The following is a 13,565-nucleotide window of genomic DNA, read 5'->3' on the forward strand; positions in this document are numbered from 1 at the left end:
TAACTAAAAATTGTCAACTGAAAAATGGGTTTACTGTTTACCGCATCATGCTTAAAATATTTTTTTTTTGTTTTGAAAAGCAATTGCAATGCTAATGGGTTCCGATAGTCCGTCTTTCCGCTATATCCCGATGAAGAATCGGGGATGCCGCTGCAATACGGTTTAGATAACAAAGATAATGCTCTTTTCTAAGCGCATCGTACCTCAACAATAAAACAATGTAACAATTAAGCAATTTAAACTAGAGAAGTAGCGTTTCTATACGGTGTGCCATTACCATATTCTGTTTTTTACTATAGCTGAAAATCGTGAAGTGGCCATCCTGAGAGGCTACCAGGCCGATAGACTGAGGCTGGTCGTTTACAAACTGGGCAACAGAAAAATGCCGCGTACCGCCAAGCTGTCCGGGATAAAGGATTTTATCTTCTCCACCAACAATCGGCTCTGAAAATGCAATCTGCTCTACGGTAGGTTTTCCCTTTGCCCGCCCTATTTTCGCGCCAAATGCGATCAGGTCAAATTCTTCGTTAATAATTGTTGCGCCATCAACCGCGGTTAAACCTGCCAAATGCTCCACCTCGCGGCGTACAGCCCCCTGCGAGAAAATTTCGCTCTGGTTGCCGTTCTGTTTCGCCAGGTTCGATAATCCACAAAATGGAGGTTCAATCAAATACTGTATAGGATGAATAATGGAGTCTTCCCATTTGGTATCTCCCTTCGGCACAATTAATAAGGCCCCGCCCCTGCCATGCGCACGCATGGAAACCGAAAATTGAATCAAAATATTGATCGGATCGTTCCAGCTTGCCAAAACAGTTAAATCCAATAAGGCTTGCAAAATAGGTGGACAATCCCTGTTATTACAGCTTCTGTCATCAACAATACGAATCTGCTCGCCTTTTATCACAGCTACGTTGGTAAACTTGCCAATGCCATAAATCCTGCGGTGTTTAATTACAATTAACCCAGGTTCGGAAACATCAACTACAAAACAAAAGTTCGGAATATTAAGGGTGGTACCCCAGATGTAAAGTTCACCATCTTCTTCCCACACGCCCAGGTGGATTCCGGAACGCTCAATACCAGGAGCTATTTTGGTTAAAGTATTGGCGTTTAATGCCAGTTTTTTGGCAAAACGCAACGGTTTTGAGGTTTGCTCAGGAGGCAAAAAAGCAATCGAAATCCGTGGCGAATGACCCTCCTCCTTACGTAAACTGCTCCAAAAAGCCACGTCGATAATCGTTTCAATTATTTTTTGATCTGGTTGAGTAGCTAAATCTACCTCCCCCTTGGCAATGGCATTTTGATGAAGTTTAATAAAATGTTGCTCAATAGTTGCTGCAATGGTGTTTGCCGCTTTATAGGTAGGCTTATAACTCATGTTCCGAATTTAAGCTGAATATTTCGATTTTTGGATAGACGAAAGGTTTGATTTTGGTAAAAAAATGTGGTTCATGAGTTAATTAGTTCATTGGAAAACGGGTTAGCATGGTTTAAAATAACTATTCCGTGTTCATCCGTGTTTGCGTGGCGAAAGACTAAATCAATTGTGGCAAAACCAAAAAATTCAATACATCTTAGCGTTAATCCTCAAAAAAGTCTATTTTTGTTTCAATGCGTAACAATAGTCTCTTGTTGGTCGACCCCAATTTTAAAGCTGCATCTGCTCACTGCCATTTATTATTAAAAATAACAAATGATAGCTTTTCTTATGCCGTGGTAGATCAGGATACAGCAGAGATTTATGTCATTTTTGATCAGCAAGGTTGTGATGATGTACAGAAAGAACTAAAATCTGCCTTTCAAACGGATAGTTATTTATCATTAAACTATACCATAATAAAAGCAGCCGTACATACCTCCAATTTCATTTTTATACCTGACGAATGGTTTGATGAAGAAAGTCTCGCTGTTTACGCACAATACTTAGGGTCTGATGGAAGGGTTTACACCAAACACAATGAGCAGCTGGGTTTTAATACTGTTTTTTGTTTAAATAAAGATTTAATAGCAAGCCTGCCTGAAAAAGCCGATTTATTTCCGCAGTCTGAACCATTAATGGCTTTATTTAACCATTTAGCAGACGAATCTTTATTAATCGATTTTACTGCAGTATCTTTTAATGTACTCTATGTTAAAGATAAAAAGGTTATTTTCCAAAACCACTACGAATCAGAAAATGCAGAAGAATTCAACTATTTTCTGTTACTGATGATTGAACAATTGGGACTAAATGATACTATTCCTGTTTATTTACAAGGCATTATCAATGAAGATGATGAGCACTATAACTGCTTGTTAAAATATTTTAACCAACTCTATTTCTTCCTTCCGGCCGGAAAACAGAACAGTGAATTATTAGCCGATATGCCTAAACACTATTTTAGCGGTCTACTTGCGTTAACTTTATGCGGATAATTGGTGGTAAATTAAAAGGCATCCGTTTGCAACCTCCTGCAAATTTACCGGTACGCCCAACTACGGATATGGCAAAAGAAGCACTCTTTAATATCCTAAACCATAAATACGATTTCGAAACCTGTGCGGTATTGGATTTATTTTGCGGCACCGGAAATTTAACCTTTGAATTTGCTTCACGTGGAGCAGAAAGTGTTTTAGCGGTTGATATGGATTATGGTTGCATCAACTGGGTAAAAAATACAGCTAAACAACATCAATTTGATCAGATCGATGTACGTAAAGGAGATGTTTTTAAATTATTAAAACAAATGACCGGAACTTACGACCTGATCTTTGCCGACCCACCCTACCATATGCCCAACATTCCGCAGATTCCGGTAATGGTTGCAGCGCAACAATTGCTTAAGCCCGATGGCTTACTCATTGTAGAACACCAGAGCAACATGAAACTGAATACCCAGCCAGGTTATGTCGAAACCAGAAAATATGGAAACTCTTCCTTTAGCTTTTTTGAGTTTGGTTAAATTGTTTATTGGTCAGTGATTCATTGGTCATTAGTCATTAGTCTTTGGTTCATTAGTCTTTGGTTCATTGATTATTGCTTAATTGATTATTGCTTAATTGATTATTGGTAATTGACTTGTTCCCAGGAAAATTCCGGTTCCAGACGAATTAGCCCCAGGGGAACTCAACTTTGTTTATAAACCCGATCGTCAGCGGTACGAAGGCTTTTTCAGCCGAGTTTAGCAGAGAGCGGGACTGAACCGCCCCAATTATCTTCCCCCCTTTCCTTTCCAGATCCCTTTTATTTCCCTAACCTTCTTTTTTTAAATTCCCCTTATTCTCCCGTAGTTTCTTCTGCCATCTCCATACCCTATCCATGCGTTTTTTTCTTGCGCTGTTTTTATTTATTAATGCATAAGCTAATCTATACTGTGTTCACTCCTGCTATCTACAATACACGACCAGCTAAATGCCCGGTGCTAAACTATTCCTCTTTTAACTTTAATAATTTATATTTGAACCATGAAGATAGCGCTATTTCCAGGCTCATTTGATCCGATCACTATTGCACACGTCAACATATTACAACGTGCTACCCCACTTTTCGATAAAATTGTTGTAGGCATCGGACTTAACAGTGCCAAACAAAATTACTTAAGTGCCGAGCAGCGCCTTCAGATTTTACAAACTGTTTTTAAAGGTTATCAGAACGTCGAAATCCAGACTTACGAAGGTTTAACTGTCGATTTCTGCCGAAAAATAAATGCCACCTATATGGTGCGTGGTATCCGTTCAGCAGCTGATTTTGAATATGAACGGGCCATTGCACAAATCAACCAGACCATGATGCCGGAAGTAGAAACCATTCTGCTTTTAAGTAAGCCTGAATACTCTGCCATTAGCTCTACCATTGTGCGCGATATTTTGAGAAACCAGGGCGATGTAAGTCCTTTTGTACCCAAAGAAGCATTAGGATTTTTATAATTTGTTAGCCACAGATTTAAATCCAGGTTTTGATGGCCTATTCCATTACCTTCAGCTTTACAGCTTATTGTTTCTTCAAGTTTTATATATTTTATAAAGACTCCTACGATTTAAGTATGGATACCCGGAAAAATATCCTCTGGTTCTATGATGAAATGAAGTTAAACATAGAGCTATATATGGCCTTAATTTATATTGTCGCCTTTATATCTGTCGGTTTTCTCGCTGCTTTTGTATTTATTGAAAAGGCAGCTATATTTTTGCGGATATTAAATAAATTATCTCCCGTTTATATGCTGCTCAGTTGCTTTGTAACTATCCTGATTATCGGCGTATTACAGAATGATGGGCCTGGTTTTATTACATAAAATACTTAAAACAGGTTAAAACATCGCTTGATGATCTGGAGTATGAATAATAATTTGAGTTGCCAAACAGTTTCACCTAATACCTGTGCTGTAAGATGTTATCATCTGAGCTACTTATATTAATCTGTAGATTTAAGGCCATCTACCAGGGTAAAATACTATAGTAATCCACCTGTCCTTAGCACATCCATAATAGATGGAAAAGTATTTTTAACCACTGGCGAAATATGATTCTGATCTAACCAAACGGCCTCATCAATGCCTTCCTCTTTTTGAGGAACCAGTTTAGGCTCGCCTTTAACCTTCATTTTATACCAGTTGGTTTTCTTGATTACCATTTTATTGCCCATCGGATAAACATGGTAAGTTTTGCACAGCTTCTCCTCCCGTTTAAAAACCCTGATTCCACATTCCTCTTCTACTTCACGAACAGCGGCTTCTTTCATTTTTTCACCTTCTTCCAACTTTCCTTTTGGCAAATCCCATTTTTTGTTCCTGAAAATAAACAGGTAATTCCCATTTGCACTTTCTACCAAACCACCTGCGGCTTTAATAATGGTACAGTCTTTCTTCAATTTCCGAAAGGTTTCTTTTGGATTTTTTGTCAAAAAGATATAACTCTTTCTAGAACCATTTTTTAATTTTTTATAGAAAGTTTCCAGATTGAAATCCTGAAATTCCAGTTGTTGAATTTTTTCTTTTTGTTCAGGCAAAAAGTCTGAGATAAACAAAGTATTATCGTTGATATAGATTCTATAATTTCTTGGCATATAGTTTAAAGCATGTTTAATTGGAGCATAAATGGCCTCTGCAGCAAAAATCTCCTCTCTCCCATAACCTTATTAAAAGGCTGTTCATTGGTAATATATTTTTGCTTTGCCTAAAGTAGAAAAATTGTGGAGTTATTTATAAGGTATAAAAAAAAGGTTACAACAATAAATGTTGTAACCTTATCTAAATTAACGCTCTCAATCAAAGATTGATGCAAGGCTCTCACCCCTTGCTTGGTACAAATATATAACAATTTATTAAAGAGTAGGAAAAAAAATAATATTTAATTCACCATAATCTTATGTAGCTAAAAATCAGGCACTTTAAAATTAAAAAAATAACACTTACCCGGTATTAGAACATTCAGACGGAAATGATGGTTAATAATTCCACCAACGATAATATTTTTTTATAATTTTAACATTTTAATGTATTATGCCCATACCTTCACTATCAGAACAAGATCTGGAAGCATACCAAAATGATCTTTCTAATCCGGAAAAATCAACAGGTGAGCTCTTTGTCACTTTAAATGGGCTCTATCACCGTTTTGCCAATAATGAACAGCTGCTGGCAGATTTCGGATATGTTTCAGCACTAAACAGTCTCGAAAGTAGCTACTCCTCCAAAAAAGAATTTTTTAACAAAGAAATTGCGGAGCTTAAAAAACAGTTTAAACAATTAGATAACCGGATTGTGGCGGCAGATCAGAAACTTCGGCATGGTATTCCTGAAGACCTAATGGTAATGGAAAAAATTATTGCCGAACAGGAATCTATTGTAGAAGACCAGGAAAAGCTGAATCATGCCGAATCACATATTGTAGAGGAAGTAAGGAAAATCGATATTGAACATGGTAAAGCACTTCAAAAATTAGAACAGCAACAGAACAATAGCGCAACTCCGCTTAAAAGCAAGTTTTCAGCTTTTAATGAACAGATCAGGAATGCTGAAAAAGGAATTACTTTAAAAGCTAAGGGACTTTCGCTCCTGGCGATTATCGGTATTCCTTTAATTATAGATTTATTTTTTGGTATGATGGGCTTCCCTACTTTCTCGAGGGGTACCAATAATATGATCTTCAATCATTATCTTTTTCTGATCAGTTTGATATTAATCGAATTATTCCTTGCAGATAAAATCAGAAACAGGATTTCACGGATGTTATCAATAACTTATCTTAAAGATTCGCTAAACACATTAGATAACCTGTTAACTGAAAACAAAAAACAGCTCGCTAAAGTAGAGTCAGAATACCACAGCTCTCTGTCCGAATTTATAAAGAAAAGTAGCAATGCTTAAATAATTAGTCACCCATAAAAAAGGGATTTAGAAATATGACTATTTGCTAAATCCCCATCACTTTTGTTAAAACCGGAACTACAATGTAGCCATATCGATCACAAACCGGTAACGTACATCGCCTTTCTGCATCCTATCGTAAGCGATATGAATATCCTTCATATCAATCAATTCAATTTCCGATACAATATGATTTGCTGCACAGAAATCTAACATTTCCTGAGTTTCAGCAATACCGCCAATGCCAGATCCGGCCAGGCTTTTTCTGCCACCAATTAAACTGAAAGCTGCAATTTCTGCCGGTTTAGGTGGAACACCCACACAAATATGTACACCATTTGTCTTTAATAATGACAGGTACATGTTAAAATCATGTTCAGCTGATACCGTATCCAGTATAAAGTCGAATGTACCCCTTGCCGCCTTAACCTGTTCAGCATCGGTAGTTACTACAAAATGATGGGCGCCCAGTTTTTTGGCATCTTCCTCTTTTTTTGGAGAAGTGCTTAATACGGTCACTTCAGCGCCAAAAGCCACACCAAATTTCACCGCCATGTGGCCTAAACCACCCAAGCCTATTACCGCTAGTTTATGTCCTTTACCAACTTTCCAGTGTCTTAACGGAGAATAAGTGGTAATACCGGCGCATAAAAGCGGTGCTACAGCAGCCAGATTTAATTGATCTGATACATGAAGTACAAATTCTTCTCTTACTACAATCGTATCCGAATACCCGCCATAAGTTGGTGTTTTACCATCTCTCGCTAAATCATTATAAGTTTGCGTATTGCCTTCCAAACAATATTGTTCTAAATCTTGCTTACAGTTTTCACAAACCTGACAGGAATCTACCATACAGCCTGTTCCGGCCAGATCGCCCACTTTAAATTTCTTCACGTGGTCTCCAACCTTCACTACCCTACCAACAATTTCGTGACCAGGAACCATAGGGAATATTCCCTCAAACCAATCATTTTTGATCTGGTGCAGATCTGAGTGGCAAACCCCGCAGAAAAGTATCTCAAACTGAACATCATGAGGCCCTACTTCCCGGCGTTCAAAATTCCAGGGCGCGAGATCCGTTTCAGCATTTTGTGCCGCATATCCTTTAGTTGCTATCATAAAAAAATTTAAATTAATTAGACTATAACAAATGTAGATAGCAGTTTGTTAAGAATACTTACACAAATCAAATAAATCCTTGCAAAATTCAAACAATCCGCTATCACATCAATCCTTTTAACTGGGCGTACTGCAGCAGCATGATTGTTTTGCCATCCTTTATTTCACCGGTTTTTATCATTTCCAATGCCTTTTCGAAAGCTAATTCCAAAACTTCTATATCCTCATTTTCCTCCTGTAATCCTCCTCCTTCATGCAGTTTCATATCCCCCGAATACGCTGCGATAAAAAAGTGCAGCAGTTCGGTAACCGAGCCAGGCGACATATAAGCCTCGAAAACCTTTTCTACCTGATCAATCCTAAATCCGGTTTCTTCTTCAGTTTCCCTTCTGATACAATCTTCCGCATTATCCTGATCCAATAACCCGGCACAGCACTCGATCAGATAGCCTGTATCGTTTCCATTAATAAATGTCGGCATCCTGAACTGACGGGTAAGGATTACTGTTTTAGCTTCCTTATGATATAACAAGATGGTGGCGCCATTACCTCTATCATAAGCTTCTCGCTCTAATATCGTTTTTTGCCCGTTCATACTGATCATTTCGTAACTTACTTTTTTAAGGGTATACCAGTTGTCGGATAGAATTTGCGTGTTCAGAATATTAATATTTTTCATAAATGATTACTTTTGATTAATAATGATTATTTTTGATCGAATTACATCATTATATATGACATTTCAAAAAAGAGCGCAAAAAATTCTTGAACTTTTAGAGGCATTTGGCGAAGTAGAAATCCGGCAGTTGGCTAAAAAAACCGGAGCTTCTGAAGTTACGATTAGACGAGATCTCAGCACAATGGCGGCTAATAAACTGCTCTACCGTACTCATGGTGGAGCAATGAAAATAAGCGACCTGATAAAGCCCGTTTCATTTGCCAATAAAGCTGAAGTTAACATTAAAGCAAAAGATGCAATCTGCAAAAAGGCTGCAGAAGACATTGCAGAAGGTGATGTTATATTTATAGATGGCAGCACAGCCTTTAGATTATGCCAGTTTATCAAAAATAAAAAGATAAAGGTCATTACCAATTCATTACCCGTGGTAAATGAGCTGCAGCATAGTGCTGTAAGCATTAACCTGATTGGTGGTGAAGTCGACCCAAACAGGCAAGCTGTTCATGGCAGCATGGCTCACGAACATATAGCGCGATATCGGGCTTCAAAAGCTTTTTTAGGTGTTGATGGGATCACTGTTGAAGGATTATATGCAGGCAGTGAACGTGAAGCTTCCAATACCATGGCCATGGCATCACAGAGTGATTGCATTTACCTGCTTTGTGATGCCAGCAAAATAGGGAAAACATCTTATTTGAAATTTCATGATTTATCAATTGTGAACATTTTGGTAACCAACCTCAGTGGGCCAGAAGTCAGAGAATTTGAATCAAAAGGGATAGCTGTATATCCAGTAAGACTTTGATAAATGAGTATTGAGAAGGTCACAATTGACAGACCGGCATACTCCACATCTTTTCAGGCTGATCATGAGTGATTTATAATCTATTTTAAACTCAACTATTCTTTATCCTGCTGATTTACAGCTGGTGACGAGAAATTGCTTTTAGCATCCATCAAAATTTCCAATATTTGTATCGTTGAAATGCCGGAATCGAATCCCGATTATTACATTTTCCTTCCCTCAATGCAAAATATTGGGGCTTAATAAACGTTATGACAAACACAAATAAATCTGTAATTTTGAGCCATGTATAATAAAAGTGATATTGAATTAAAGGTAGCGGAATTTTTATTACAGATAAAAGCAATTAAATTACAACCAAACAATCCTTTTACCTGGGCATCTGGTTGGAAATCGCCAATTTATTGCGACAACAGAATTACCCTTTCCCATCCTCAGGTTAGAACCTACATCCGTCAGAAACTTGCACAAGCCATACAGGAAGAATTCGGTTCGGTAGATGTGATTGCAGGTGTGGCAACTGCCGGAATCCCTCAGGGGGTTTTAGTTGCTCAGGAACTCGGCTTACCCTTTATCTATGTTAGGGCGAAAGCTAAAGAACATGGTACAGGAAGTTTGATTGAAGGCGAGGTAGTAGAAGGACAACGCGTAGTGGTGATCGAAGATTTAATTTCAACCGGAAAAAGCAGTTTGCAGGCTGTTGAAGCATTAAGAGCAGCCGGATTATCGGTAGCTGGCTTAGCGGCAATTTTTACATACGGTTTCGAAAAAGCAGACGAAAACTTTGCAGCTGCAAAATGTCGTTACTTAACCTTATCAAACTATGGAGCATTGATCGATTATGCTGCCGAACACAGCATTATTGCCAAAAGTGATATGGAATTATTAGGCAAATGGCGCTTAAATCCTTCGGAATGGGGAAAAGGACCAATTTTGAATTCAGAGTCTTAGGTTCGGAATAAAATAAAATCTATACAATTATATAATGACTGTTATCGAGAGCACAGTAGAAGTTAATAAACCGGTTGCTGAGGTTTATGCTTTTCTATCCAATATGAATAATCATCAGCAATTGATGCCGGAAAACATCTACAACTGGGAATCAACAGAAGATGATGCACGGTTTACCATCCAGAATATGGCCAAATTGGCCATCAGAATTTCGAACCGTGTGGAGAACCAGGAAATAACAGCAATCCCAAGCGAAAAAGCACCTTTTGATGTAGAATTAACGTGGACAGTAGCAGATAATGGAAACGAAACTACCACAGCAAAACACATCATTTCAGCTGATTTGAACATGATGATGAAAATGTTGGCATCTGGCCCGCTTCAAAAACTGGCCGATCACCAAACGGGCAAACTGAAAGAAATTTTAGGATAGAAAAACAATTTCAGTGTTTGAACAGATAAAGGAGACGAATTTAAATTCGTCTTTTTTTATGCATAAAATGCAATAAGTTGTCGTTCCTCACGCGCTGAAGAATCCTTTGTCAAAATATCACATCTAAAATTGAAATGTTGATAAGGTACCTCCCTAAAGTGCACTCAGGCCATCAATATGATGTAAAAAAGCAAGGGCTGGTACTTTAAGCCATGTATGTCCTGCGATCCCGCCAGCTCCGCTATCCTGTGTCGGGGCCTCCCCCTATCAGCTTTATTTCACAAAAGTTTGACTAAACAGCAGGCGAATCTCCGGGAACGCTTTGGCAATACCTCACACATGAGTATCCCTGAAAGGCCGGTTCCGTTTATGGAAAAGCAGAAACGCCCTGATGAGACAACAAACAGCCGTTAGTGCAGAGCCGTTGATACTGATTCAACCAGACAAATTTTCACCACAACGTGCTATATATCAGTAATTTAGTCACTATAAATTAAATCTTCACGACAAAATTTCCGATTTAAAAATCAAAACTATCGTGGCATTTGTTTTGAGTGAAAAGGGATATGAACTTCAACAATTTTACCATAAAGGCCCAGGAAGCAGTTCAACAGGCTTCTGAAATAGCCCAGGGCAATCAGCAACAGGCTATTGAAACGGCACACCTGCTTAAAGGTTTGCTTACTGTTGATGAAAACGTGGTTTCTTATGTTTTAAAGAAATTAAATGTTAATCTGAATTTATTAAATCAAAATTTAGATGCAGAAATTGCCAGGTTCCCGAAAGTGAGCGGAAGCAATGTATATCTGTCATCTAGTTCCAATAGCGTTTTACAAAAAGCGCAAACATTTTTAAAAGAATTTAAAGATGAATTTGTATCTGTAGAACATTTGTTGTTAGGCATTTTAGCTGTTAATGACAGCACTTCCAAATTATTGAAAGAACAAGGTGTTAACGAGAAAGACCTTAAAAAAGCCATTGTAGAATTACGTGGCGATAACCGGGTAACCGATCAGAATGCCGAAGCAACCTATCAGGCATTGAGTAAATATGCCCGCAACCTGAATGAGTATGCCGAAAGTGGAAAACTGGATCCGGTGATTGGCCGCGATGAAGAAATCCGCCGTGTCATCCAGATTTTATCCCGTAGAACCAAAAACAACCCGATATTGATCGGCGAACCCGGTGTAGGTAAAACCGCCATTGCAGAGGGAATTGCTTTCAGGATTATAAAAGGTGATGTGCCCGAAAATCTGAAAAGTAAAGTAGTTTATTCGCTTGATATGGGTGCTTTGATTGCCGGTGCAAAATACAAAGGCGAATTTGAAGAGCGTTTAAAAGCTGTAGTTAAAGAAGTTACCCAGAGTGATGGTGATATTATCCTTTTTATCGACGAGATCCACACTTTGGTTGGTGCCGGTGGCGGTGAGGGTGCAATGGATGCAGCCAACATCTTAAAACCTGCCCTGGCCCGTGGAGAGCTTCGTGCCATCGGTGCAACTACTTTAGATGAGTATCAAAAATATCTGGAAAAAGATAAAGCTTTAGAGCGCCGTTTCCAGAAAGTAATGGTAGAAGAACCGGATACCCAGGATGCCATTTCAATTCTGCGGGGCTTAAAAGAACGTTATGAAACCCACCATAAGGTAAGGATTAAAGATGAAGCCATTATTGCAGCGGTAGAAATGAGTCAGCGCTATATTTCCGACCGTTTTTTACCGGATAAAGCCATCGACTTAATAGATGAGGCGGCATCTAAACTGCGTATGGAAATGGACAGCGTGCCGGAGCATGTAGATGCTTTAGACCGCGAGATTATGCGCCTGGAAATTGAACGCGAAGCCATTAAGCGTGAAAAAGACGATAAAAAAGTTAAAGAACTTTCAGAAGAAATTGCTAATCTATCTGCAGAGCGTGACGAATTTAAAGCAAAATGGCAGGGCGAAAAAGACCTGGTAGATGCGGTGAATAATGAATTAGAGCAGATTGAGCATTATAAACTGGAGGCCGAACAGGCTGAACGTGCCGGAGATTATGGCAAGGTTGCCGAAATCCGTTACGGTAAAATCAAAGAAGCCCAGGATAAAGTTGAAAAACTTAAGGCCGATTTAGAAAGTCAGCAAACCGATAGCCGCATGCTAAAGGAAGAGGTTACCGCTGACGATATAGCAGGTGTGGTTGGCCGTTGGACTGGCATTCCGGTTACCAAACTGATTGCCAGTGAGCGCGAAAAATTGCTTCACCTGGAAGAAGAGTTACACCAACGTGTAGCGGGTCAGGATGAAGCCATTGAAGCCATTTCTGATGCCATCCGCCGTTCACGTGCCGGTTTGCAGGATAAACGTAAGCCTATCGGTTCATTCATCTTTTTAGGGACCACCGGTGTAGGTAAGACAGAGCTTGCTAAAGCCCTGGCCGAATTTTTATTTAACGATGAAAATGCACTTACCCGTATTGATATGAGTGAATACCAGGAACGCCATGCCGTATCACGTTTAATCGGAGCGCCTCCGGGTTATGTAGGTTATGATGAAGGCGGACAGTTAACAGAAGCCGTTAGGCGTAAACCTTACTCAGTAGTATTGCTCGATGAGATCGAAAAGGCCCATCCGGATGTATTTAACATCCTGTTGCAGGTACTGGATGATGGCCGTTTAACCGATAACAAAGGTAGAACGGTGAACTTTAAAAACACCATTATCATCATGACATCGAACATTGGTGCACACTTAATTCAGGATAACTTTAAAGATTTAAGCGACGATAACCGCGAGGAGGTAATTGCGAAAACCAAAAACGAATTGTTCGAGGTATTGAAACAGACCATTCGTCCGGAATTTTTAAACAGGATTGATGAACTGATCATGTTTACACCATTAAACCGCAGCGAAATCAGAAACATCGTAAGCTTACAGTTTAAACAGGTGCAGCAAACATTAGCTGAAATGGGTATAGAAATGGAGGCCAGCGATGAAGCTTTAGATTGGTTGGCACAACTGGGTTACGATCCGCAGTTTGGTGCAAGACCATTGAAAAGGGTCATCCAAAAAAGAATTTTAAACGAGCTATCGAAAGAGATACTGGCAGGAAAAGTTGATAAGGACAGCAAAATTAAATTAGACATGTTCGATCATAAATTTGTGTTCCTGAACCAAAAAGCGGATTAAATATAGCGATTAAGTCCCGTCCAGATTTTCAGGACGGGATTTTTTTTGTTACCAAAAT

Annotated in this window: 13 protein-coding genes; 9 read left to right on the forward strand and 4 right to left on the reverse strand. The window is 38.9% G+C overall.

Annotated elements, in window-relative coordinates; translation table 11 throughout:
- Window positions 1-241: 241 nt before the first annotated feature.
- Complete coding sequence (locus ACK1I8_RS11055) at window positions 242-1,381, reverse strand: putative sensor domain DACNV-containing protein (protein WP_412465447.1); 1,140 nt, start codon at window positions 1,379-1,381, stop codon at window positions 242-244.
- Between the two features lie 233 nt (window positions 1,382-1,614).
- Here ACK1I8_RS11055 and ACK1I8_RS11060 point away from each other — a divergent pair, with 233 nt between their 5' ends.
- The 4 genes from ACK1I8_RS11060 (at window position 1,615) to ACK1I8_RS11075 (ending at window position 4,277) form a co-directional block, all read left to right on the forward strand.
- Complete coding sequence (locus ACK1I8_RS11060) at window positions 1,615-2,418, forward strand: DUF3822 family protein (RefSeq protein ID WP_412465448.1); 804 nt, start codon at window positions 1,615-1,617, stop codon at window positions 2,416-2,418.
- Window positions 2,409-2,945, forward strand: coding sequence for a 16S rRNA (guanine(966)-N(2))-methyltransferase RsmD (gene rsmD / locus ACK1I8_RS11065; RefSeq protein WP_412465449.1), 537 nt, complete (start codon window positions 2,409-2,411; stop codon window positions 2,943-2,945). Before ACK1I8_RS11060 ends, rsmD begins: the two co-directional genes overlap by 10 nt.
- A gap of 502 nt (window positions 2,946-3,447) precedes the next feature.
- On the forward strand, window positions 3,448-3,909 hold the full coding sequence (coaD, locus tag ACK1I8_RS11070; RefSeq protein WP_412465450.1) for a pantetheine-phosphate adenylyltransferase: 462 nt from the start codon (window positions 3,448-3,450) through the stop codon (window positions 3,907-3,909).
- Between the two features lie 32 nt (window positions 3,910-3,941).
- Window positions 3,942-4,277, forward strand: a complete 336-nt coding sequence (locus ACK1I8_RS11075) for a hypothetical protein (RefSeq protein ID WP_412465451.1) — start codon at window positions 3,942-3,944, stop codon at window positions 4,275-4,277.
- A 158-nt stretch (window positions 4,278-4,435) separates the two neighbouring features.
- Here the strand turns inward: ACK1I8_RS11075 and ACK1I8_RS11080 are convergent, their stop codons facing one another.
- Complete coding sequence (locus tag ACK1I8_RS11080; protein WP_412465452.1) at window positions 4,436-5,047, reverse strand: NUDIX hydrolase; 612 nt, start codon at window positions 5,045-5,047, stop codon at window positions 4,436-4,438.
- Between the two features lie 436 nt (window positions 5,048-5,483).
- Between ACK1I8_RS11080 and ACK1I8_RS11085 the strand changes: the two genes are divergently transcribed.
- A complete protein-coding gene (locus ACK1I8_RS11085) occupies window positions 5,484-6,350 on the forward strand; it encodes a hypothetical protein (protein WP_412465453.1) in 867 nt (288 codons plus the stop codon).
- Window positions 6,351-6,428: 78 nt separating this feature from the next.
- On the opposite strand, the gene ACK1I8_RS11090 is transcribed toward ACK1I8_RS11085, so the two are convergent.
- Entirely contained in the window at window positions 6,429-7,472 is a 1,044-nt protein-coding gene (locus ACK1I8_RS11090; protein WP_412465454.1) for an NAD(P)-dependent alcohol dehydrogenase, read from the reverse strand.
- A 103-nt stretch (window positions 7,473-7,575) separates the two neighbouring features.
- The gene (gene nudK, locus ACK1I8_RS11095; protein WP_412465455.1) at window positions 7,576-8,151 is read right to left on the reverse strand and encodes a GDP-mannose pyrophosphatase NudK; all 576 of its coding nucleotides are present in this window, start codon (window positions 8,149-8,151) and stop codon (window positions 7,576-7,578) included.
- 22 nt (window positions 8,152-8,173) lie between these two features.
- Between nudK and ACK1I8_RS11100 the strand changes: the two genes are divergently transcribed.
- The 4 genes from ACK1I8_RS11100 to clpB all read left to right on the forward strand — a co-directional run bounded on the left by ACK1I8_RS11100 (window position 8,174) and on the right by clpB (window position 13,507).
- The gene (locus ACK1I8_RS11100) at window positions 8,174-8,956 is read left to right on the forward strand and encodes a DeoR/GlpR family DNA-binding transcription regulator (RefSeq protein ID WP_412465456.1); all 783 of its coding nucleotides are present in this window, start codon (window positions 8,174-8,176) and stop codon (window positions 8,954-8,956) included.
- 285 nt (window positions 8,957-9,241) lie between these two features.
- A complete protein-coding gene (pyrE, locus tag ACK1I8_RS11105) occupies window positions 9,242-9,907 on the forward strand; it encodes an orotate phosphoribosyltransferase (protein ID WP_412465457.1) in 666 nt (221 codons plus the stop codon).
- A 34-nt stretch (window positions 9,908-9,941) separates the two neighbouring features.
- Window positions 9,942-10,340, forward strand: a complete 399-nt coding sequence (locus tag ACK1I8_RS11110; protein WP_412465458.1) for an SRPBCC family protein — start codon at window positions 9,942-9,944, stop codon at window positions 10,338-10,340.
- 566 nt (window positions 10,341-10,906) lie between these two features.
- On the forward strand, window positions 10,907-13,507 hold the full coding sequence (gene clpB / locus ACK1I8_RS11115; RefSeq protein WP_412465459.1) for an ATP-dependent chaperone ClpB: 2,601 nt from the start codon (window positions 10,907-10,909) through the stop codon (window positions 13,505-13,507).
- Window positions 13,508-13,565 lie beyond the last annotated feature (58 nt).

It is taken from the genome of Pedobacter sp. KLB.chiD (genome assembly GCF_047040275.1).
In the GTDB taxonomy this organism is placed as follows: domain Bacteria; phylum Bacteroidota; class Bacteroidia; order Sphingobacteriales; family Sphingobacteriaceae; genus Pedobacter.